Below are 23,534 nucleotides of genomic sequence, written 5' to 3'. Positions count from 1 at the left end.
CAAGCCGTTTGTTGGTGAAAATATAATAAAAATACCAGTATTTATCGGATTCTTAGCCGGCAGCCCAAATACTTCCTAGATATAAAATCACGGGACTGCAGGCTACAATGAGAACTGGTGTCTGGAAGAAACTCATTTTCTTCATCATCCTGCTGATAATGACCCGAAAAATGCAGAGAAGCATGTATGCAAGTATCCCATAAAGAAAGACAAACAAGCGGGAAACATCACCAGCAATATGAGTGAAGAACATGAGGACGACAGCAAAAACTATGTCTCCTAAAGAAGCGAAGATAAGTTTTTTCGTTATCTCATAAGTCAAGTATCTCCAGGAATAAAGACCTTCGTAAAAGATAAATGCCATGAAAACGAGCGGCACCCATAAATAAAGATAAGCAGGCGATACGTGGAATACTGTTCTCGTAATTAACTCATTCCTGATAAAAAGTGAAAAAACGCCTGCCAAAACAAGGGCCACATAATCTCCTGCCAAGAAAAGAAGTGTCTGAATCAAGGCACTCCCTGCCTGATTTTCTGATTTTATTGATTCCATACCACGCTGAACCTCTGAATCCATATGATCTCCCCCAGATCAAATTTGTTTCGTCTTAAAATGCAAATGTAATAATTATAAGTATAGCATAGCGAAAATATCATATCATTACTCTAATCCTGCACACCAAAAATTATATAAGTTTCATTCCTCTTCCCTTACAATATAGAGCTGCCTCTTCTTTGTTTCCAGATAAATCTTTGCAATATAAAGGCCAATGATGCCAAGACTCATCAGGACAAGGCCACCGAGGAGCGTAATGATACATACAAGAGAAGGCCAGCCTGCCACAGGATCTCCTGCAATCATAGCACGAATAAAGATGAATATAAGTGCCAGGAAGGAAATACCACACATAGCAATTCCCATGACAGAAGATAAGTACAAAGGGATTGTCGTATAAGCAAGAATACCATCAACCGAATACTGGAAAAGCTTCCAGAAGGACCACTTCGTATGACCAGCGCTTCTTTCAATATTCTCATAAGAAAGCCATTTCGTCTTAAAACCAACCCAGCTGAAAATCCCCTTGGAGAAACGGTTATATTCTCCATCCGCTACGATGGCATTCACCATCTGACGAGACATCATGCGAAAATCTCTGGCGCCATCAACAATCTGCGTTTTAGAAAGCTTATTGATGATTTTGTAGAACTGCCTGGCAAAGAAAGAGCGAATAGCAGGCTCTCCTTTTCTGGTCGTCCTCTTCGTCGCGACACAGTCATAGTCTTCGATCGGATCATGCAAGAGACGCCACATATCTGGGAGAAGAGCCGGAGGATCCTGAAGATCCACGTCCATCGTAGCTACATAGTCTCCCTTAGCCATAGAAAGCCCGGCATAAAGCCCTGCTTCTTTCCCGAAGTTTCTGGAAAAAGAAACATAATGAACCCTGGAATCTTTTTTATGAAGATCACGAAGAATCTCTATGGTCCTGTCTGTACTTCCGTCATCAATAAAACAGAATTCCAGCTCCGCATCGATTCTATCCTCATACTTCATGACCTCATCATAAAAAGTCTGAATCGTGGCTTCCTCATTAAAACAAGGCACCACCAATGATAACAACTGCATTGCAATTCTCCCTATTTTCAAATCAGGCCAATCGCTCCTATAAACACTTCCTAATTAATCAATAAACTATTTTCATAAGTCATGTATTTATTATAAATGCACTTCATCATACTGTCATTCTGAAATATCGAAATAAAAGAAGATTAAATTAAATCTGTTTTGATAATATCCGTCAAAACCGCGTCCGAGGACTTTGACCTGCCCCAGCGGGGAAGGAGTACCGGCTTTCGGCTGTTGCCGGAAAAGGGGTGCAGTATTCATAGCACTTTAAAATATGAAAAGGTTCTTCGAGCAGCGCGAAGTCGTATTGTGTGTTTATAAAAAGAGCCTTATACCAGTCTTCGACTGAGGAAATGCAACTCATCCCCCGGCTCCGCCGGTACCTTCCCTTCCAGGGCAAGGTCAAATGCAAAAAACCGCACTCTTTCGAGTGCGGCTGCTTCTTTACTTATTGCTTTTATTTCAATATAGACTTCAGGAATGCCTTGGTCCTTTCGCTCTTTGGATGTTCGAAGACTTGCTCGCTGGTGCCTTCTTCTTCTACTTTTCCGTCTACCATGAAGAGGATCCTGTCGGAAACAGATTTGGCGAAGGCCATTTCGTGGGTGACGATGACCATGGTCATGTTTTCGTCAGCCAGCTGCTGGATGGTTTTCAGAACTTCGCCTGTCAGTTCAGGATCAAGAGCAGATGTCGGTTCGTCGAAGAGCATGATTTCCGGGTTCATGGCAAGAGCTCTTGCGATAGCGACTCGCTGTTTCTGCCCTCCGGAAAGGCTTCCAGGATACATGTTCTTCTTATTCAGAAGTCCTACTTTATCCAGAAGATTCTCGGCAATAGGAAGAACTTCTTCTTTCTTCATGCCTTTGACATAAATCGGAGCGGCCATGATGTTATCCAGGACTGTCATATGCGGAAAAAGATTGAAGGACTGGAATACCATGCCCATCTTTCCCAAAATTTCCTTGGACTTTACTTCATTGGCGTAGATGACTTCTCCATTCTTTTCTTCCGCGAGATAATCGCCGTCGACAAGAATGGATCCTCCCTGGATCGTTTCAAGGTGATTCAGGCAGCGGAGGAGAGTACTCTTGCCGGCACCGGATGGCCCGATGATGGAGATGACTTCCCCTTTTTCAAGACTCATATTGACCTTATGAAGAATGGTGAGTTTGCCATAAACCTTCACAATATCTTTCATTTCAATAAAGCTCATCGCAGTACCTCATCAGTCTTCATAAACGGCATAGCGTTTTTCAATGTATGCCAGAATCTTTGTCAGGATAGCCGTGCAGAGCAGGTAGAAAACAGCTGCTACAAGGAACGGCGTTGTATCGAAGTCGCGCTGAACGAAAGCACGGGTGACGCGCATGAGGTCGTTCATAGCAAGAATGTATACAAGAGAGGTATCCTTCAGAAGCGTGATGGTTTCGTTGCCAAGAGGCGGGATGACGCGCTTGACGACCTGAGGAAGGATGATGTGCCACATCGTCTGCTTATACGTAAAGCCAAGAACCTTGGCGCCTTCATACTGGCCCTTGCTGATCGACTGGATGCCGCCTCGGAATATTTCAGCGAAGTATGCAGCATAGTTCGCTACGAAAGCCAGGATGGCCGCCGGGAAATCATTGATCTGGATATTCAGCATCAAAGGAAGGCCATAGTAAATGAACATGATCTGCAGCATCAGAGGCGTGCCTCTCATGACGTAGATGTACATGGCGGCCAGACGGCGGAAAAGCCCCACCTTCGAGATGCGGACCATGGCGAGAAGTACACCGATTGGCAGTGACAGCACTATGGTAAAAAGGAAAATCTTGGCAGAAACGCCCAGACCTTGAATCATATTTGGCAAAATGTGAATGATATAATCCATCATCGGCTCCTTACATTCCGGAATTTACGGCAGTGCCGTTTTTGATCATGTATGAATATCATACACTGACTTCATCCTTTTAACAAGATAGAGTGACAAAATTTACAAACTGGCTAGATATGAACGAAGCAAGGCAGAACAGGAAACCTCCCGCTCTGCCTCTTCGTTTATCCCTTAAAGGGAATTATTTCAGAATAACATCTTTACCGAACCATTTTTCGGAAATCTTAGCAGCTTCGCCGCTTGCTTTTACCTTTTCAATGCCTTCATTCAGAAGATCGATCAGAGCCTGGTTGTCTTTCTTGACGCCGATAGCGAATGTATCTTTGGAAACAACGCCATCCAGTTCTCTGAATGTTCCAGGTTTCTTAGTCATGTAGTATTCAATCAGGACAGAGTCAGCCAGGATTGCATCGCAGCGTCCGGATTCCAGATCCATGAAGCAGGAAGCAAGATCAGGATAAGCCTTGACTTCAGAGAAGGAATTCTTCAGAGCCGGATCCTTATTCAGAGCAGCTTCCGCCGTGGAAGCTTCCTGGATATCCAGTTTCTTTCCTTTCAGTTCAGCCTGTGTCTTGATCGGGCTGTCAGCCAGAACGACGTAGACCTGAGTATTATCCATGTAAGGTTTTGTGAAACCAAGCTTCTTCTGTCTTTCCGGAGTCATGGTGAAGCCGTTCCAGATGGCATCGATCTTACCGGAATTCAGTTCCGTTTCCTTGGAAGCCCAGTCGATTGGCTTGAATTCAATCGGAACACCGATTTCCTTGGATACCGCATTTGCCATATCGATATCGAAGCCTACGATCTTACCGCTGTCATCACGGAACCCCATCGGAGCGAAGGTATCATCCATACCAGCTACAATCTTTGTCGGCTTAGCGCCTGCAGCAGCTGACTTAGCAGCGCTTCCGGCAGACTTCTGATCTCCGCCACATCCAGCCATCAAACCAATAGCACCCAGTGCCAAAACCCCTGCTGCAAGAATCTTTTTAATATTCATGGTCATCTCTCCCTTAGCCTTCTTTAATTCTTTATCTCGTTAAAGAGTTATCTTGGCATTATATTACATGATTGAGAGATGCCTGTCAACACCTTTTTTGAAAATCTTAAAAAAAATTTCCGCTGCGTTTTGCGAATTTCACCACGTAGATAATATAGAAATATGGGCAAAGCAAAAGCTCGTAGATTTCAATCTGCCTGAACAGATATTAGGGTAGAAATCTATGAGCCAAAAATATTAGCTCCCTAAAAAACTTAGCATTTTATATTGCTGATTTATTTTCATACATCTTCTGATAATAATTCTGATATTCTCCGGAAATGATGTCTTCCCACCATTTCTGATGTGTCAAATACCACTGAATCGTCTTCTTGATACCATCGGCAAATTTTGTTTCCGGAAGCCAGCCAAGTTCTCTGTGAATTTTTTCAGGATCAATGGCATATCTTCTGTCATGGCCTTTTCGATCCGTTACGTGAGTGATTAAACTCTCCGGCTTTCCAAGCTCCTGACAGATCAGTTTAACGATGTCTATATTCCTCATTTCATTATGACCGCCGACGTTATAGACTTCCCCGACTTTTCCTTTACGGATAATGAGGTCAATGGCGCGGCAGTGATCTTCAACATAGAGCCAGTCACGAACATTCAGACCATCCCCGTAAACAGGAAGAGGCCTGTCATGGAGCGCATTGATAATCATCAGCGGAATGAGCTTTTCCGGGAAATGATACGGTCCATAGTTATTCGAGCAGCGCGAAATTGTGACAGGAAGTCCGTATGTCCTGTAGTAGGCCATGACAAGGAGATCAGCCCCAGACTTGGAACTGCTGTAAGGACTCGATGTATGGATGGGCGTTTCTTCTGTAAAGAAAAGATCAGGACGATCCAGAGGAAGATCGCCATACACTTCATCGGTAGATACCTGGTGATACCTCTGAATGCCATACTTTCTGCAGGCATCCATCAGGACAGACGTCCCGATAATATTCGTCTGAAGGAAGATTTCCGGATTTTCAATGGAACGATCAACATGGCTTTCTGCAGCGAAATTAATCACGACATCAGGCTTTTCTTTTTCAAAAAGGCCATAAACGCTATCCCTGTCACAAATATCCATCTTTACGAACTGGAAATTCGGATGATCCATGACATCTGCCAATGTTGAAAGATTTCCAGCATATGTCAGCTTATCCAGGCATATAATCTGATCACCTGGATGTTCCTGCAGCATATAATGAACAAAGTTTCCTCCGATAAAACCGGCTCCCCCGGTCACGATAAGCTTCAAGGTGCTTCACCTCTTCAAATTTTGCCCGACAAAGCTATCTATACAGACAAAAACAAATAAAATTATGCCATAAACCAACGTCAGAAAAATCCATATTATATTATATGTTATGTTATACTACCCTTTGTTATGTTATACTACCCTTCTTATATAGCGATTAATTGCATCGTTCCGTCACTATATTCCCAGCTTCTCTCTAGCCGCAGATATACCTTCCATCAACACAGAATCCCTCATTCCTAAAAGAATTCCAATATAAACGGCTCCTCCAATAATAGCAATAACACCAGTATGAATAATAGTCGGTGAAAACATTTGCTCTATAGTAATTGTAATCATGAACATAATCATACCTGCTAACCAATAATGTGTAGATTGGGATAATATCGTCTTAAAACCGAAATCCCTTCTTACCATATAAAGCTGAACCATTGTTACCAGCCATTCAGTAAGAAGAGTGGCAATAGCAACACCAACCGAATGATATTTTGGAATCAAATAGAAATTGATACCAAAATTAAAAGCCGCACCCACTATAACCGATAGGGTCAACTGATTCTGGCGATTTGTTGGCACTAAGTACTGAATTCCTGTTACATTACTTATCCCTATAGCAATAATAATTCCACTGATTGCCTGAAGAACAACTATTACCTTTTCGTAACCAGGACCATAGAACCATGGGACAAAATTTGGTGCTGTGGAAATAAGCCCTAAACACATAGGAATCGAAAGAAACCAGGTAAACCGGTAGGACTTCATCATATAATTCATAACATCTTCTTTTAATCCGTGTGCATGGGCGAAAGAAATCCGAGGCATCATAACAGTTCCTAATGATGTAACAATTGTTAAAAGTAGCTTCACCATCTTATCCGCCTGTTCATAGTAGCCATTTTCTGCAAATGATCCCGAAAGAAGGCCAAGCATAGTTTTATCTAAGACAACATAAACCTGGGGAGTGTAAAATAGTTTGTGTAAATCGGTATTGCATGAATCTACTTTATGCCCCATACTGGGGTAAACAAAGATAAGGACGGTAACAGAATGGCAAAGTGTAAAACTCCACCAACTACCCCAGGCGAGCAGATTGCTCAGCAAATCCTCAACAACTACGACATCAAGAGCGCGGAAGACGTACAGGACGTCCTGAAGCAGATTTTTGGCCCCATTTTTGAGTCCATGCTCAAAGGTGAGATGGAAAATCATCTCGGCCATAAGAAGCATGAGCGCTCCGAAGACGGTGACAATGTCCGGAACGGCTATTCATCCAAGACGCTCAAGACCTCTCTGGGCGAGGTTCCTATCCGCGTCCCTAGGGATCGCCAGAGTACGTTTGAACCGCAGATCATCAAGAAGCACCAGCGCGACGTTTCGTCCATCGAGGGCAAGGTACTGGCGATGTATGCCCGTGGCATGAGCCAACGCGACATCGCTGCAACCATCGAAGACATCTACGGCTTCCAGATGTCACATGAACAGATCTCCACCATCACAGGCTGCGTCATGGAAGAGGTCGAGGCATGGCGGAATCGTCCGCTCCAGTCGTTCTATCCATTTGCTTTCGTCGACTGCATCTACGTATCGCTGCGCACGGAGTATGGCGTCCAGCAGGTGGCCGTCTATGTCATGCTTGCCTATGACGTCAACGGCTGCAAGGATGTCCTTGGCCTCTGGATCAACGAGACGGAGAGCAAGCATGACTGGATGCAGATCTTCGACGAGCTGCGGGCTCGCGGCGTTAAGGATCTTGGCATCCTGTCCATGGATGGCGTGAGCGGATTGGAGGAAGGCGCCAAGGCTGTATTCCCGCATGCCACGGTTCAGCGCTGCATCGTACACCTCATCCGCAATTCCATCCGCTACATCCCACGCAAGCAGTGGAGTGCATTCACGAAGCAGCTGAAGCTCATCTATGGTGCCATCAACGTCAAGCAGGCCCGTCAGGAATTCGAGAAGTTCAAGACCGACTGGCAGGCTTATCCAGGCGCGGTCAGCGTATGGGAAAACAATTTCTCACACGTCGAGCAGCTCTATAACTATGGCAGTGCCGTGCGCAAGATCATGTACACGACCAATGCCATCGAGAGCGTCAACTCTAGCTTCCGCAAGGTGACCAAGAAAGGCGCTTTCCCCAACGAGGATGCAGTCTTCAAGATTTTCTACCTACGCATCCAAGAGCTCTATAAAAAATGGAAAGGTCGTCACGTCGCAAGCTGGGCGATGGTCCGGAACCAGCTGCTCATGGACGACAGGATGTCTCAGCTTATGCAGCAATACGATGTTGCTTATTGAATCGATTTACACAAAACTCTTGACACACCCAAAAATTAAAGGAGATTCGCCAAGGAAATAAAATAACTCACAGTAGGACAGTGTAAAATGTTAATAACGACAAAAACGCCAGACTACTATGAGTTACAACCATCTTACCATAAATCGACGATCTCAATTAGAGGAGTTACCATCCAGTAAAATATTACTCCCGTAAAATTACTACTACCTTGCAGATACATAACTCAACTACTATTCATGAATTAAAACATTGTAATGATGCCTATTCTGCTACCATTGCACATAAGGAGTACATCCAATAAAATTAAGTGCAAAAACCGTAAAGCAAAAGCCGCGGACAAGTTAGCAGAAAAGCTTCGCTATAAAGTAAAATATCCATGAACAGCAGGAAACTCATGGTTGATTCCAAATGGCTTGATCATTTCATGACCATCCATAAGAATAAGAAGTTGAAGCAATAAAAGTCCTTATCTATTAGGAACTAGAGAGCATTCCCCCCTATCAAAAATAGCACAATACAGTAGTGCAAAAGAAATCGGATAAGTATAGAAGAATTGACTACTAAATAAACAGCCGAGTTGACCTATAAACATTATAAGTATACATATGATATCAAATCGTTCTTTTAAAATTGACCTTTTCCGTATAACTTCTCTAAAAAGATAGATAATTGGTATGCAAAATAATATTATTCCTACGATTCCATATTCCGCAATCAATTGAGAAAACTCATTTACCACAGGATATTGGATTCTCATAAAGGTAAGCGAAAGCATATCGGACGTCCATTGCTTTACCTCCTGATGATTTTTTACAAACGAAGGAAATTCTGACATCATGTACATATCAACATAACCATGCCCTACTCCAAAAATTGGATGATGCAATCCTACTCTTGCCATTGCAATAACATTTCCGAATCGTGGAGTATTAGAGCGATCACTTATTCCAGCAACTGAGATCACATTGTTATCAATATATTTTTCAGACCCATCCATCACGGTTTTCCCCAAACTATTGGATATAATGATCTCATTTGCACTAGTTTTTGCAATATTAGTTATAATCGCACTTCCTCCAATGCAGAGGCCAAACGATAGTACAGTCCCCAAGCAGATAGACAAACATATTTTCTTTCAATTATCATATCGAAGCCATAGACTTATAAGAATTAAACATGCCACTTCTCCAAAATAGATAACTGTAGCCGTTCTTGCCTTTGTCATAAAAACCATAAAGACAAAATAAATCAAAAGCACAAATTCTAACTTTCTGTTTTCATAGAAAATTCTATACCATAAGAAAGGAATTATAAAAGCTGCATAAATGCCGAAGAACGAGGGCTCAGGCGCAAAACTCCTCACTTGTCCTTTCCATAAGAGCGGCGGCCACCAACCATGAGCAAATTCAGGAGTATATAAATTTCTATTTATTGTAATTAATATTTGTTCACAATAAGAATTACCAGTCCATATCCACCAAATTTCAAATAGAGAATAAATCCCCATTAATACTGCCAAAAAATGCAGCTTTAGATATCCAACTAATTCCTTCTCTTGAAGATTTACTATACATATTAGTAAAAATGAAAAATATGCCCCCTAATGGGACAATTAAATTTTTTACAATTCCCCATATACTGGAAACAAAGTATTTAAAGTGTAATGCTGATGGGGAATCTATGATTCCAGGCCAAATATGTTCAATAACCTTGACTACATTTGTATCCATTAAATAGCGATCGAAGGCTTCATTCCAAAAAGGAAATCTATATGCACCTATTATTGTACAGACAATCACCCAAAAACAAAAAAACAAGAAAAATCTATAATGTGGTAGATATATAAATTTTTCTAATACATACTGTACTCCTAATGCGAGCAACAAGACATACAGAATCATTAATGGTAATATTGATCCTGCTAATGGCAAATTATATCTCTCCGGCAAAAACATAATTGGCATTGTAATAATTAATAAAAAAATCATCCCTTTTTCTATCTTTTTAATACTTTCTCGCATTTTCATCCCTCTATTTCTAATTTTACCCATGTACCTATCTGACAACCAAATTTTATATTGCAGAATAATCAATTATTCCAAATGCCCTTTTATATGACTATTCGATTTAAATCTATATTAAGAAGCCAATCTATTCATTGCTTTCCAGACATTAAATAATCCACCATCATGTGGCATCACGAATTTTTTATATTCATAAAATCTCGTACCGAACGTCATGAAAAATTGCGATACATACGCTTTTATTATACGTTTCCATGCTTTAAATAACAATGTATAAATGCTTTTTAAACAAGTAAAATTCCTCCTCTTTATTTTTGCTATAAGATTCCTTTTCTTATGCGATAACCCGCTTCTCATTCATAACACAAATCATATTTATCTCAAGATAAGGAAAGTCTCTGTGTTATAATTGAAGTGAAAGCTGAGGAATCTACCATGAATACACCTATCATTTTCAACCTTTCAATCGGAGGCAAGAAGCCGCATTCTTCGACACAGAAGATCTGCCCTTTCTGCCATCCTGAAACTTTAACGAACATCCTCGACAAGAAGGATGATATTATCTGGCTGATGAATAAGTTCCCTGTTTTTGAAGGAACGTATCCGACAGTCATTGTAGAGACTTCTGATCATAACGCTGAACTGACGACGTACAGCAAAGAGAAGCTGCATGAAGTCATTTCCTTTGGCCTTGAACGCTGGGAAAAGATGGAGAGGGACAAGCGTTTCAAATCCGTCCTTTATTTTCGCAACTACGGCCCTGGTTCAGGCGGTTCGCAGCGCCATCCTCATTCCCAAATCATCGGTCTTGATACGTATGACTACAAGGACAATATCGACCGGGAAAATTTCCTTGGTCCCATCGTTCACGAAGACCAGGACTGCTATGCTACTGTATCAGACTATCCGATCAGCGGCATGGGAGAAATGAATGTCACTCTGAAGAAGGACGCTTCGCCGGAAAAATTTGCTGACACGATTCAGACTCTGGCACGTTATGTCCTGAATGACTTCCCTCTCCCCTGCACAAGCTACAATATTTTCTTTTACCATTTCAAACATATCCGGGCGAAGATTTTCCCGCGTTATACGGCAAGTCCTCTTTACATGGGCTACCATATCACCCATGTCATGGATCATGAAAGCCAGAAGCGCATGCTCGAAAAACTTCATACCGGAACGTATTTTGGAGAATGACACTGATGAAATTATATGCTTTCAGTGACTTCCACCTCTCAGGCGACCCGCCGACGAAGCCGATGGATATCTTCGGACCTGCATGGAACAACCACAGGGAGAAGATCATCAATGCCTGGATGGAAACAATCCATCCAGAAGACACGGTCATCATGGCGGGCGATTTATCATGGGCCATGCACATTCAGGATGCTATTTCCGATCTGAAGATGCTGGGAACTCTTCCCGGCAGAAAAATCATCGTCCGCGGCAACCATGACTACTGGTGGGATACTGTCACAAAAATGACCCGCATGACAGACGGCGCTTTTGAATTCATTTATAACTCTGCCCTCTCCGTCGGACCGATCGCCATTGCCGGTACAAGAGGCTGGATTGCGGAGACATCCAGAAAACTGACAGAGGCAGATAAGCCAATCATTTTAAGAGAAGAAGGAAGACTGGAACGCTCCCTTGAACTCGCCAGCAAGATGAATCCGGAAAGAATCATCGCCGTCCTTCACTACCCACCCTTCGATGAACTCAGAAATCCGACTCATATGCTGCAGCTCATGACCAAGTACCATGTCACCGACTGCGTCTATGGCCACATCCACGGCGCCATGAATTTCCAGAACCTCCCCGAGGAGCTCGAAGGCATCCGCCTCCACCTCACCTCGGCTGACTACCTGGACTTCAAGCCCCATCTTCTTTACGATCTGGAGGACTTCCATGCTGAAAAAGACGACAGAGAGTAAGCTTCTGGCAGGCTATATCTATGGCGACAACGTCACTAAGGAATACGTCTACCTCCCTGGCAGCGAAGTCGACACAGAAGAACCCATACTCGTCTACGAAGACAATGGAGGAAGAGACGACATAGGAATGGAACGAGCGTTGGAAATCATAGAAAAAAGAAGCCTCAAATCAACCACACATCCTGTATTCGGAAAGAATACGATGGGATAATAGATAAGGCGATAAAAAAGGAATGCGAAAAGTCATCTATCTTTTCACATTCCTTTTTTGCTATTTCCCCGAACGGAAAACGCGTCTTTTATCACAGTTCCAATGTCTTCAGGTATTCTCTGAATCCTGGTCCTATGTCTTCTCTTCTAAGAGCAAATTCTACCATGGCTTTGAGGTAGCCTAGCTTATTACCTGTGTCGTAGCGTTTTCCCTTGAAATTATAGGCATACACGTTTCCATTTTTTGCCATGACGCGAAGAGCGTCGGTGAGCTGGATTTCTCCGCCTTTCCCCGGTTTTGTCTGTTCAAGAATCTTAAATATTTCCGGAGTGATGACGTAGCGTCCAAGCGCTGCAATGCGGCTGGGGGCTTCTTCAATAGAAGGTTTTTCTATCATGTCCAGGACTTTGACCAAATCCGGATCTTCTGTCTTTACTCCATCAATGATTCCATAGGAAGAGACCTGTTCTTCTCTTACGCGCTGGCAGCCTATGACAGCTCCGCCTGTCTTTTCATACTGATCCATCAGCTGTTTCAGAGCTGGCTCACCGTCGCCTGTATATACGACATCATCACCAAGAATGACGCCAAATGGTTCTCCGTCCATGAATTCCTTGGCACAGAGAATAGCATCTCCAGGGCCTCTCATGTACTGCTGACGAGTATAATGCACTTTGACAGAAGCAACATGACGAATCTCTTTCAAGAGATCCATCTTCCCGGACTCATACAGATGCTGTTCCAGTTCCGGAGAAGAATCGAAATGATCTTCGAAGGCTCTCTTCGCATGACCAGAAATAATAAGGATCTGTTCAATCCCGCTCGCTTCGATTTCTTCGACAATATACTGAATCGTAGGCTTATCTACGATAGGAAGCATTTTTTTCGGCATCGCCTTCGTCTCCGAAAGGAATCGTGTACCAAATCCCGCTGCCGGGCGGATGAGTTGCATTTCTGCGAACGGAGTGAGGTTGGCTTGTTCTCCATTTGCGAAGCAAGGAATGGTGTTGACCTTGCACCGCCAGGAGAAGGTGTCAGGCTCCAAATTTCTGTTGCCTGACGAATACAGTAGTTCGTACAGACGTTAGTCTGGTTTTACGGTGTTTTTATTCGCGCCCCGTCGCGGTTGTAAAGGTATCCTTATAAAAGAGCTTATTGATATGTAAGCGTACCTTGGCCTTTTAGCGGTGGCGCGGGAGTGCAATCTAAAATATGATTAAAACCACACAGCCGGCCCATGGCCTAGGAACTACATCTCATCCGTCTCGTACACTAACTTATTAGGCATTTGTGCAATTGCCATTATTGTCAACTGGTATACGAGCCACCTAGTACAATAGAAGTGTAGTAGATAGGCCGCTCCTATCCGCTGCACTTATTGCATATAATTAGGGGAGTAGATGGTTTGACGGCGACCCACCGGTCCGTTTACTGGACGTGGAGAAGAGGGTCAGCCTTCCCCTTATTATGTGTGCTCGCGTTAGGCAGGTTTATCTCCGTGTTCGTGTAAAAAAACTAGTTTGAGTGGTAATAAGTGTGTGAAGGATTAGCGTCTACCAACTACAAATATCTTTTATAGGAGGTCGCTTATGATCTGTGTAGGTATTGATGTATCCAAGAGAAAAAGTACGGTGTTTTTCATGGCGCCTGGCGACAAGATCATCCGCAGGCCCTTTGATGTTAAGCACACAAAAGAGGAACTTCAGCCTCTGGTCAATGAAATTCGGGTACAAGCAAAGTATGACGAGATAAAAGTCGTCATGGAATCAACAGGTGTCTATCACCTGTCGATAGCCTATTTCTTGCAGCAGAATGGGATTTTTGTATCTGTCGTCAACGCTCTGATGATTGCTAATTTTAATAAGGCAGAGAACTTCAGACACACAAAGACAGACTCCATCGACTCCTCGAATATTGCCAGATATGGAATCGCTTATTGGGCAAAGTTACCGCAATTCGATCTTAATGGAGATAAGTATTTCCTCTTGAAGAGACTCTGCGATGCTTATCTTAACTTTTCGGAGGAAAGAAGCCGCATCCTTCTCCAGCTGCAAAGTCAATTGGAGCAGACCATGCCAGAAATCTTCGATCTTTTCGGAGGATTCGACATAAACAGCGGTAAAGACAAACTGCTGGATTTCCTGGAAAGGTATTGCCACATTGAGGATATTATTGCTAAATCGGAAGCAGAATTTGTCGCATCTTATTGCGGATGGGCAAAAGAAAAAGGATACCGTTCCAATGAGAGTAAAGCAGCAACGATCTACGCTCAAGCAAAGAATGGTATCCCTTCCATCCCCAATAATCCAATTGTTAGAGAAACCATCATGTGGTATGTCGGATTACTGAGAAGAGCCGACGAAACTCTTATGGCTAGTTTAACACGAATGGAAGATATAGCCAAGGATCTGCCGGAATATGAACTCGTCGGCGAGATGGGCGGAGTCGGAAGAGTTACCAGAGTAGCGCTTATTGCCCAGATCGGAGATGTGAGACGCTTTAAAAACAAGCATTCTCTGATCTGCTTTGCAGGCCTGACCCCATCAATACATGAATCAGGGAAATTCCGAGCCTCGCAGAATCACATAGTAAAGAAAGGTCCTGCGCGGCTGCGGAAAGTATTGTATCAAGTAATGATGTCGTTAGTTATGCATAAAATCCCCAAAGATGATGCAGTATATAGGTTCATAAAGAAGAAAGAGGCAGAAGGAAAGTATAAAAAAGTAGCAAAAGTAGCAGGAATGGCTAAGTTTTTACGAATATACTACGGCCGGGTGATGCATTTGTATCGCGACTTAGGCCTTGCTGCGTAAATAAGGCAAACAAGTGAAGAAAAGCGGAAAAAGCCGAGTGTGAGATCGGCTTTTTCGTAGTGCAATGAATTAGTCGGCCAAACTCCAAAATCTAATCAGTTAGGATCAGTCAGGAAATCCGACAAGAAATTCTATAAGAAATTCAAAAAATACCAAAAAATTAAAATTGGGGCTTGTTCTTGTGTAGCAGGTCTTCTCCTTCGGCGCAAGGTCAACACCCTTAAACCGAACTTCGTTCGATGGAAAACCGCACAACCAGCCTTCGGCTGTCGGTAATCAACCCTATCTACCGCGTTCGCGGTTCCCCTTCCCCGTCTGGGAAGGCAAGTAAAACCAGACAACCGGCCTACGGCCTAGGAAATGCAACTCATCCGTCGGCTCCGCCGCCACCTTCTCCTCCCGGAGCAAGGTTAAGACCGGCCTACGGCCCTTCTTCCTCTAAGAGGAAGCCTTTCGGTTAGCCCCCCTACACTTTCATCCATTTCCTTATTTTCCATACTAGCCCGAGCGGGGCGAAGCGGGTGCCCAGGGCGGTGAGTTTGGCCATTTTGCCTGGGAGGCTGACTGTTTCTCCGTGGCGGAGGTCTTCGAGGGCTTTTTTTACTGTTTCTTCGGCATTGAGGATGCCTTTTTCTGAGATGCGGCCTTCGGCGCCTGCTTTTCCTATGAATTCGGTGTCTTTGATCCAGTAGGGGCAGAGGGCCATGACGTGGATGTTTCTCTCTTTCATTTCTTCATTGACTGCCTGGGAGAGGGAAAGGAGGAAGGCTTTTGTCGCGCCGTAGACGGCGAGGTCCGGGAGGGGCAGGAGTCCTGCGACGGATGCTACGTTGATAATCCCTGCTCCTTCTTTCATATAGGGAAGGCAGAGTTTCATCATTTTCACGGGAGCCTGGCAGTTCAGGCCGATCATGCTGACGGCGTCCTCGGTGGTTTCTTCGTCGAGGGTGGTCATGGTTCCTCTTCCTGCGTTATTAATGAGGAGGCGGATGTCAGGCTTTTCTCTTTCCATCAGGACGGAAAGGAGACCGTAAAGGCCTTCGTCATCCAGGCTTGCGCCGAAGATACGAAGGGGCGTTTTTACGGAAGAAGCGAGTTCTTCGAGCTTTTCTCTTCTTCTGGCGATGACCCAGATTTCATCCAGTTTTCCTTCTTCGGATAGCTGTTTCACGAATTCCCGTCCGAGTCCGGAGGAGGCTCCGGTGACGACCGCTGTCCTCATACGCGCATCTCCTTTATGAAACTTAATTCTTCAGCATCATGACGGCCATATGGCGTCCTGTCTTTCCTCCTGCTTTCCTGTAGGAGTAGAAAATATCATCATGGCAATAGGTGCAGATCCCACAGTCCTCGATGTGATCTTCCGCAATGCCTGCTTTTCTCATGAGAACGTGGTTGGCTCCCGGCAGGTCGAAGAGAAATTTTCCATTTTCCTTCGTGCAACTGAGCTTTTTCATTTCTTCATCAGTAAAGAGAGCTTTCATCGCTTCAATGACATCTCTCCCGACCTCGAAGCATTCGAGACCGATGGCCGGCCCGATGGCAGCACGGATATCTTCTCTCTTCGAGCCATATTTCTTTTCCATCATGGAAATGGTCTTTCCTACAATATTTCCCGCTGTCCCGCGCCATCCTCCATGGGAAAGGGCAATGACGCCCTTCGGATCATAGAAAAAAAGAGGCGTGCAGTCGGCGTAATTCATCGTGATTGGGACGTTCGCTTCATTCGTAATCAGTCCGTCCGTATCCGGGATGGCCGTATCGAGCGAAAGCGCTCCTCGTCCGCAGTCTTCTTTTCCCACGATTTCTATATGCGTCCCGTGCACCTGGCTGCAGTTGATGAGTGTTCTGCTGTCTGCGCCAAGCGCATCAAAGAAACGTTTCCTGTTCTCCACAACAAGGGAAGGATCGTCCCCAACATGGAGCCCCATATTCAGGCTAGTGAAAAACCCCTGGCTGACACCGCCATCCCTGCAGGAGACAGCAGCCGTAAGGGGCGCGTTTTCAAATACATCAAAGGTCAGGTATGAAACTCCGTTTTTCTTCTGAATCGTCATAGGCGCCTCATAGTTTGGAAATATCCAGATCAGGCCAGATATTCGTAATCAAAGACTTCATATCATCAGGAACAGGAGCGGTAAATTTCATCTTCTCCCCTGTCACCGGATGCAAAAATTCTACATTATACGCATGGAGCGCCTGCCGCTGGATCAGCTTTATCGAGCCTCCATAAAGGTCATCTCCAAGAAGCGGATGATGCATATGAGAGAAATGGACGCGGATCTGATGCGTCCTTCCCGTTAGGAGGTGGACACGCACCAGCGACGTCTTCCATGAATGCGCCAGCACCATGTACTCGGTCCATGCCGGTTTCCCATCGGGCCTGACCATCCACTCTACGATACTGTCAGGCTTGCGCCCGATTGGTTCGCCGATGATATTCTTCGCCTCATCCCCCATCACGATTTCTCCGCCCACAAGAGCCAGGTACTCACGGAATATCGAATCATGAGACTTCGAAAGGTCATACTGCACATTAGCAGACTTGGCGACAACGACAAGTCCCGTCGTATTCCGATCCAGACGATACACAGGATGAATCCCCGCATCCTCGCCCTTCTCCTTGAAATACCACGCCACCGCATTCACCAAAGTCTCCTGCGTCGACTTCGCCGTAGGATGGATAATCATATGAGGCCCCTTATTCACGATCAAAAGCCAAGGATCCTCATAGACTATATCCAAAGGAACATTCGCCGGAAGGATATCATTCTCCTCCGACCAGATCAGAGTAATCTCATCCCCTGCATGCAGCGCCGTCCGGGCATTAAACACCTGCCTGCCATTAATCAGGATCTTCCCATTCCACTTGATCTTCTTCCAAAGAGAAGAAGAGAGATGCATATGTCCACGCACAAAATGCCGCAGCTCCTTCCCCTCAAACCAGAAATCCACCACAACCTTCATGTCCATACCATCACCCTCTCCCATAAAAAAAGACCATACCGAATCATCCGTATTTCATACTCTTCTATATATATTGTAACAGAAAACCAAGGAAAAGTTGAGTGTGTCAAGAATCTTGTGTAACCTCTAACCTTTAGAACCATAGCGTTCTTCGAATAACTGCTGCAGTTCATAGGAACATTTACTGAATCCCTTCATCTGCCTGGATTCGAACTGCTTGTTGTAATCACTGGCTATTGCACATGTGAACCGATCCAGTGAATCCTCGTTGGGGAACTGTTCTTTCTTTCGGATGTTTTTCTTATACTTCTTATTAAATGACTCAATCGGATTTGATGTATACAGACTTCTCTGTATTTCTGCAGGATAGTCGTAGAAACTGAACAGAGATGGATTGTCACGAATGACATTCACTGCTTTAGGATACTTCCCTTCATACTTCTCAATAAAACTGCTCAGCTGCTTCTCTGCCTCTTCCTTTGAGGTAGAACCATAGATCTTTTTTGCCTCACCCAGCACCTCTTTCCAATCCTTATTCCGAACATGTCTGCACATCGCTCTTCCCAGATGAACCCAGCATGCCTGGTACTGTGCTTTAGGGAACTCTTCCAGAAACACATTCCCGAGTTCCTTCAGACCATCCGACACAAACAGCAGGACTTCCTTTACACCTCTCCCTTTGATGTCCTTAAGCATCTCTCTATAGTTCTCACAAGATTCACTTGGAAAAAGGCGATAATCAAGGATCTCCTTATGCCCTGCCGCATTGATCCCCATCAAGATATGCATCGCCTCCTTGGCCACAGAGTCTCGTCTGACATTGATATAAGTCGCATCTCCATAGATGACAGAGTAACGGGAACTCAGTGATCTGCTGTGGAATTCCTTCACCAGTTCTTCTGTGGCTTTCGTCATGTTTGAGATTGTTGCAGGTGTGTAATAATTTCCATACATCTTCTCAATCAGATCCGAGATCTCGGATGTTGTGATTCCCTTGGTGTACATCTGAATGACCATCTCTTCCAGACTTCCGTCACTCCTTCTGTACTTGGGAACCGTGTGCTGCTGGAAATCTCCGTTACGATCTCTTGGGACTTCAATCGATATCTTCCCGAAACGAGTCACTATCTCCCGAGCATAGGATCCGTTTCTTGAATTGCCGGAATTATACCCTGCAATATCCCATTTCTCGTAATCCAGGAAAGATGTCAGTTCGCTTTGAAGAAGCTCATTGATCGCGTGCTCCAGTTCTTTCCTCATCAATTCATTCCAGGCATCGGATAGATTGGTGCCTTTTGATACTGCTTCATTCAATTCTGTGTTAATATTTGACATGGGAGATCTCCTTTATAAAGTGTCGCAACTTTATTCTAAAGATAGATCTCCTTTTTTCATAGGAGTACGTTTACACAAGATTATTTAAACACTCGAAAAGTTAGAGAAGAAAAATAAAAAGGGGGAAGGAGTGAGAAAAAACAGGACTCTGTAAATCACGATTGATTATAACAGCTTACGTCGATGCGGAAGTTTAGACCTGCCCCAGCGGGGAAGAATGCCTTTGACCTTGCTCTGGAAGAGAAAGGGGACCACTTTTGTGGTGGATACAGTAGTTCGGACAGACTTTAGTCTGGTTGTATGGTTTTTATTTTATGAAATTTTTTAATATTGCCAGAGAAAGGGGTGCAGTATTCATTGGTTTTTATAAAAGGTTCTGCGAGTGGAACGAGGTTGGCTTGTTTTCCGATTGCGAAGCAAGGAAATGGTGTTGACCTTGCGCCGCCAAAAGAAGGTGTCAGGCTCCGAATTTCTGTTGCCTGACGGATGAGATGCAGTTCTACAGCCGCAGGCTGGTTTTACGGTTTTTTAATTCGCGCCCCGTTGCGGTTGTGTGGTCTCTATATAAGAGCCTTTAGATAATAAGGCGTACCTTGGCATTTTTAGCGATGGCGCGGCAACTGAGAGTAAACCGTACAACCTCGCTTCGCTCGATAACTACATCTCATCCCCCGCGTTCCGCGGTTCCCCTTCTCCTTTCGGAGCAAGGTTAACACCCTTAAACCTCGCTTCGCTCGAAAAGAACAGAACTCAGTACATTGCGATTGATAATAGCCGTTCTCGCCGGTACGGAAGGTTTTGACCTGCCCCATCGGGGAAGGAGTACCGGCTAATCATTAAAATGTTGCCGGGAAAGGGGTGCAACTATTCATTGGTTTTTATAAAAGGTTTTGCGAGTGGAACAAGGTTGTGTGGTTTTTTAATTCTCGCCCCGTCGCGGTTATACGGTTTCTATATAAGAGCTTTCTTTCTTATCTTTATTAATCTGAAAGCGTACCATGGCATTTTTAGCGATGGCGCGGGAGCGATAAGCAAAAACCTTTACAACCGCAGCATTGCTGCGAGAACTACATCTCATCCCCGGTCTCCGACCCGACCTTCTCCTTCGGAGCAAGGTTAACACCCTTAAACCTCGCTCCGCTCGATAACTGCACCTCCTCAGACGCCTCCGGCGCCAGCTCCCCCGTGGGGAAGCCCTTCAGTTAGCATGTCTTCCGATTCGCCATACTTGGCGGTTGTACTGTTTCTATATAAGAGCCTTTAGATAATAAGGCGTACCTTGGCATTTTAGCGATGCTCGTTGATAACGAGCAAGCAAAAAGAGCATCGATCGTAATGATCGGTGCTCTTTTTTATTAATCAGCAGCTTCCTATCCTCCCGGGCCGCTTCCAGCCAAGTACTTTCGGCGTTTGTGAGCTTAACTACCGTGTTCGGCATGGGTACGGGTGTATCCTCACAGCTATCGCCACTGAATCTTTGAGAGTCTGTTCTCTCAAAACTATACAGAAGAAGTTCCGAAGGCTCTTTCAAGCCGGTCGTGCTTTTGTGAAATTAAGTTAAGACCTCGACCTATTAGTACTGCGTCGCTCCAAGCCTCGCGGCTCTTCCACTCACAGCCTATCAACCTCATCGTCTTTAAGGGGTCTTACTCATTGCTGATGAGAAGTCTCATCTTGGGACGGGCTTCACGCTTAGATGCTTTCAGCGTTTATCCTTTCCGGATGCGGCTTTCCAGCCGTGCCACTGGCGTGACAACTGGTACACCGTTGATCCGTCCACTCCGGTCCTCTCGTACTAGGAGCAGCCTCCCTCAAACTTCTTGCGCCCGCGATGGATATGAACCAAACTGTCTCACGACGTTTTGAACCCAGCTCGCGTACCACTTTAATGGGCGAACAGCCCAACCCTTGGAACCTACTCCAGCTCCAGGATGTGATGAGCCGACATCGAGGTGCCAAACCTCCCCGTCGATATGAACTCTTGGGAGAGATTAGCCTGTTATCCCCAGGGTAGCTTTTATCCGTTGAGCGATGGCCTTTCCACGCAGTACCACCGGATCACTAAGCCCGACTTTCGTCTCTGCTCGACTTGTCTGTCTCGCAGTCAAGCTCCCTTCTGCCTTTGCACTCTTCGGCCGGTTTCTGTCCGGCCTGAGGGAACCTTTGGGCGCCTCCGTTACTCTTTCGGAGGCGACCGCCCCAGTCAAACCGCCTACCTGAGATGGTCCGCAAGGTTGTTAATCTTCGCGTTAGAATCCCAGCAACAGAAGGGTGGTATCCCAACGTCGGCTCCATAGCAACCAAAGTCACTATCTCAAAGCCTCCCACCTATCCTGTGCGTCTGCCACCGGGATTCAATCTCAAGCTGCAGTAAAGCTCCATGGGGTCTTTCTGTCCAGTCGCGGGTAACCTGCATCTTCACAGGTATTTCAATTTCACCGGGCCCCTCGTTGAGACAGCGCCCAAATCATTACGCCTTTCATGCGGGTCGGAACTTACCCGACAAGGAATTTCGCTACCTTAGGACCGTTATAGTTACGGCCGCCGTTCACTGGGGCTTCAGTTCAAAGCTTCGCTTGCGCTAACCTCTCTCCTTAACCTTCCAGCACCGGGCAGGCGTCAGCACCTATACTTCAGCTTTCGCTTTCGCAGGCACCTGTGTTTTTGGTAAACAGTTGCTTGGGCCTCTTTTCTGCCACCCTTTTCTGTTCCGTGCGTTTCTGCACTTCGCCTACTCAGGGCCATCCTTCTCCCGAAGTTACGGATGCAATTTGCCGAGTTCCTTAACGAGGGTTTTCCCGCGCACCTTAGGATTCTCTCCCCGCCTACCTGTGTCGGTTTACGGTACGGGCGGATTTCGTCTCGCTAGAAGTTTTTCTTGGCAGTGTGGGATCCATGAGTTCGTCATAATCGCTTATAACTCCCCATCATGTCTCTGCTTTCAGAATCGGGGATTTGCCTCCGATTCAACATACGCACTTGGACGCGCTCTTCCAGTCGCGCGATCATGTGCCCTCCTGCGTCACTCCATTGCTCAAATGACTCCATCCGGTACAGGAATTTCAACCTGTTGTCCATCGCCTATGCGTCTGTGCCTCGGCTTAGGTCCCGACTTACCCTGAGACGACGATCGTTGCTCAGGAACCCTCGGGCTTTTGGTGGAAAGGATTCTCACCTTTCTTTTCGATACTCATACCGGCATTCTCACTTCTTATGTGTCCACATCTCCTTACGGTAATGCTTCTTCCCCATAAGAACGCTCCCCTACCCATTGCTTACGCAATGCCATAGCTTCGGTTCCGTGCTTGAGCCCCGGACATTTTCGGCGCAGCGTCTCTCGACCAGTGAGCTATTACGCACTCTTTAAATGGTGGCTGCTTCTGAGCCAACATCCTGGTTGTTTATGAAATGCCACATCCTTCGCCACTTAGCACGGCATTTGGGACCTTAGCTGATGATCTGGGCTGTTTCCCTTTTGACCACGGCCCTTATAAGTCGTAGTCTGACTCCCAGGTATAATTGCAGCCATTCGTAGTTTGACTGGGTTTGGTAACCGGGTAGGTCCCTCTCCTGATCAGTGCTCTACCGCCTGCAATCTTTACCCTGAGGCTAGCCCTAAAGCTATTTCGGGGAGAACCAGCTATCTCCACGTTCGATTGGAATTTCACCCCTACCCACACCTCATCCTAACCCTTTTCAACGGATATAGGTTCGGTCCTCCACACATTTTTACCTGTGCTTCAACCTGGACATGGGTAGATCACTGTGGTTTCGGGTCTATGCAGTCCAACTACTCGCCCTGTTAAGACTCGCTTTCGCTTCGGCTCCGCATTTCCTGCTTAACCTCGCTGGACCTCATAACTCGCCGGTTCATTCTTCAATAGGCACGCCGTCGACCTGATATATATACGGTCTCCGACTGCTTGTAAACATACGGTTTCAGGTTCTGTTTCATTCCCCTCCCGGGGTGCTTTTCACCTTTCCCTCATGGTACTATGCGCTATCGGTCGATATCTGTGTTTTGCCTTGGAGGGTGGTCCCCCCTGCTTCCCACGGGGTTTCTCGTGTCCCGCGGTACTCTGGTACCGTCTGTTCCGCTTCCTCTTTCGCTTACATGGCTTTCACATCCTGCGGCGCTCCTTCCCAGAAGCTTCAGC

The 23,534-nt window shown here is 45.3% G+C and carries 19 protein-coding genes and 2 rRNA genes (1 of these 21 only partly in view); 5 read left to right on the top strand and 16 right to left on the bottom strand.

What is annotated here, in order from left to right; translation table 11 throughout:
- Positions 1-52 precede the first annotated feature (52 nt).
- The 7 genes from Dia5BBH33_RS00910 to Dia5BBH33_RS00880 all read right to left on the bottom strand — a co-directional run bounded on the left by Dia5BBH33_RS00910 (position 53) and on the right by Dia5BBH33_RS00880 (position 6,811).
- Entirely contained in the window at positions 53-577 is a 525-nt protein-coding gene (locus Dia5BBH33_RS00910; protein ID WP_143332169.1) for a hypothetical protein, read from the bottom strand.
- A gap of 120 nt (positions 578-697) precedes the next feature.
- Complete coding sequence (locus tag Dia5BBH33_RS00905) at positions 698-1,627, bottom strand: glycosyltransferase family 2 protein (RefSeq protein ID WP_108850102.1); 930 nt, start codon at positions 1,625-1,627, stop codon at positions 698-700.
- Between the two features lie 457 nt (positions 1,628-2,084).
- Positions 2,085-2,843 carry an amino acid ABC transporter ATP-binding protein gene (locus tag Dia5BBH33_RS00900; RefSeq protein ID WP_022382155.1) on the bottom strand — a complete coding sequence of 253 codons (759 nt, stop codon included), beginning with the start codon at positions 2,841-2,843 and terminating at the stop codon, positions 2,085-2,087.
- 12 nt (positions 2,844-2,855) lie between these two features.
- Entirely contained in the window at positions 2,856-3,503 is a 648-nt protein-coding gene (locus tag Dia5BBH33_RS00895) for an amino acid ABC transporter permease (protein ID WP_022382156.1), read from the bottom strand.
- A 184-nt stretch (positions 3,504-3,687) separates the two neighbouring features.
- Positions 3,688-4,506, bottom strand: a complete 819-nt coding sequence (locus Dia5BBH33_RS00890) for an amino acid ABC transporter substrate-binding protein (protein ID WP_143332168.1) — start codon at positions 4,504-4,506, stop codon at positions 3,688-3,690.
- Between the two features lie 262 nt (positions 4,507-4,768).
- The gene (rfbB, locus tag Dia5BBH33_RS00885; RefSeq protein ID WP_143332167.1) at positions 4,769-5,797 is read right to left on the bottom strand and encodes a dTDP-glucose 4,6-dehydratase; all 1,029 of its coding nucleotides are present in this window, start codon (positions 5,795-5,797) and stop codon (positions 4,769-4,771) included.
- A gap of 177 nt (positions 5,798-5,974) precedes the next feature.
- Entirely contained in the window at positions 5,975-6,811 is an 837-nt protein-coding gene (locus tag Dia5BBH33_RS00880; protein ID WP_143332166.1) for a lipid II flippase MurJ, read from the bottom strand.
- Between the two features lie 33 nt (positions 6,812-6,844).
- Here Dia5BBH33_RS00880 and Dia5BBH33_RS00875 point away from each other — a divergent pair, with 33 nt between their 5' ends.
- Complete coding sequence (locus Dia5BBH33_RS00875) at positions 6,845-8,092, top strand: IS256 family transposase (protein ID WP_143332165.1); 1,248 nt, start codon at positions 6,845-6,847, stop codon at positions 8,090-8,092.
- Between the two features lie 467 nt (positions 8,093-8,559).
- On the opposite strand, the gene Dia5BBH33_RS00870 is transcribed toward Dia5BBH33_RS00875, so the two are convergent.
- Together Dia5BBH33_RS00870 and Dia5BBH33_RS00865 are read right to left on the bottom strand one after the other, a co-directional pair.
- Complete coding sequence (locus Dia5BBH33_RS00870) at positions 8,560-9,090, bottom strand: O-antigen ligase family protein (protein WP_332835632.1); 531 nt, start codon at positions 9,088-9,090, stop codon at positions 8,560-8,562.
- Positions 9,091-9,577: 487 nt separating this feature from the next.
- Positions 9,578-10,144 carry a hypothetical protein gene (locus Dia5BBH33_RS00865; RefSeq protein WP_143332163.1) on the bottom strand — a complete coding sequence of 189 codons (567 nt, stop codon included), beginning with the start codon at positions 10,142-10,144 and terminating at the stop codon, positions 9,578-9,580.
- A 408-nt stretch (positions 10,145-10,552) separates the two neighbouring features.
- On the opposite strand from Dia5BBH33_RS00865, the gene Dia5BBH33_RS00860 reads away from it, so the two are divergent.
- From Dia5BBH33_RS00860 to Dia5BBH33_RS00850, 3 genes are read left to right on the top strand one after another with little or no spacing between them, the layout of a single operon-like run.
- Complete coding sequence (locus Dia5BBH33_RS00860) at positions 10,553-11,314, top strand: DUF4931 domain-containing protein (protein WP_022382160.1); 762 nt, start codon at positions 10,553-10,555, stop codon at positions 11,312-11,314.
- A 5-nt stretch (positions 11,315-11,319) separates the two neighbouring features.
- Positions 11,320-12,051, top strand: a complete 732-nt coding sequence (locus tag Dia5BBH33_RS00855) for a metallophosphoesterase (protein WP_108850105.1) — start codon at positions 11,320-11,322, stop codon at positions 12,049-12,051.
- A complete protein-coding gene (locus Dia5BBH33_RS00850; RefSeq protein WP_232518063.1) occupies positions 12,026-12,262 on the top strand; it encodes a hypothetical protein in 237 nt (78 codons plus the stop codon). Before Dia5BBH33_RS00855 ends, Dia5BBH33_RS00850 begins: the two co-directional genes overlap by 26 nt.
- A 91-nt stretch (positions 12,263-12,353) precedes the next feature.
- Here Dia5BBH33_RS00850 and galU read toward each other — a convergent pair whose 3' ends face one another.
- Positions 12,354-13,214 carry a UTP--glucose-1-phosphate uridylyltransferase GalU gene (gene galU / locus Dia5BBH33_RS00845; protein ID WP_108850106.1) on the bottom strand — a complete coding sequence of 287 codons (861 nt, stop codon included), beginning with the start codon at positions 13,212-13,214 and terminating at the stop codon, positions 12,354-12,356.
- A 637-nt stretch (positions 13,215-13,851) separates the two neighbouring features.
- On the opposite strand from galU, the gene Dia5BBH33_RS00840 reads away from it, so the two are divergent.
- On the top strand, positions 13,852-15,075 hold the full coding sequence (locus Dia5BBH33_RS00840; RefSeq protein ID WP_143332162.1) for an IS110 family RNA-guided transposase: 1,224 nt from the start codon (positions 13,852-13,854) through the stop codon (positions 15,073-15,075).
- Between the two features lie 466 nt (positions 15,076-15,541).
- On the opposite strand, the gene Dia5BBH33_RS00835 is transcribed toward Dia5BBH33_RS00840, so the two are convergent.
- From Dia5BBH33_RS00835 to Dia5BBH33_RS00810, 6 genes are all read right to left on the bottom strand, one after another.
- Positions 15,542-16,297 (bottom strand): SDR family NAD(P)-dependent oxidoreductase, encoded by a 756-nt coding sequence (locus tag Dia5BBH33_RS00835; protein ID WP_143332161.1) that lies wholly within the window; start codon positions 16,295-16,297, stop codon positions 15,542-15,544.
- A gap of 22 nt (positions 16,298-16,319) precedes the next feature.
- Positions 16,320-17,132: a peptidoglycan editing factor PgeF gene (pgeF, locus tag Dia5BBH33_RS00830; protein ID WP_143332160.1), complete on the bottom strand. Its 813-nt coding sequence runs from the start codon at positions 17,130-17,132 to the stop codon at positions 16,320-16,322.
- Between the two features lie 7 nt (positions 17,133-17,139).
- Positions 17,140-17,979, bottom strand: a complete 840-nt coding sequence (locus tag Dia5BBH33_RS00825) for an RluA family pseudouridine synthase (protein ID WP_232518062.1) — start codon at positions 17,977-17,979, stop codon at positions 17,140-17,142.
- A 189-nt stretch (positions 17,980-18,168) separates the two neighbouring features.
- The gene (locus Dia5BBH33_RS00820; RefSeq protein ID WP_022382909.1) at positions 18,169-19,377 is read right to left on the bottom strand and encodes an IS256 family transposase; all 1,209 of its coding nucleotides are present in this window, start codon (positions 19,375-19,377) and stop codon (positions 18,169-18,171) included.
- A gap of 1,357 nt (positions 19,378-20,734) precedes the next feature.
- A 5S ribosomal RNA gene (gene rrf, locus Dia5BBH33_RS00815) occupies positions 20,735-20,851 on the bottom strand.
- 79 nt (positions 20,852-20,930) lie between these two features.
- Positions 20,931-23,534 (bottom strand): 23S ribosomal RNA (locus tag Dia5BBH33_RS00810) (it continues 321 nt past the right edge of the window).

The sequence above is a fragment of the Dialister hominis genome (genome assembly GCF_007164725.1).
Lineage (GTDB): Bacteria > Bacillota > Negativicutes > Veillonellales > Dialisteraceae > Dialister > Dialister hominis.
This window is presented reverse-complemented; position numbering and strand designations above follow the sequence as displayed.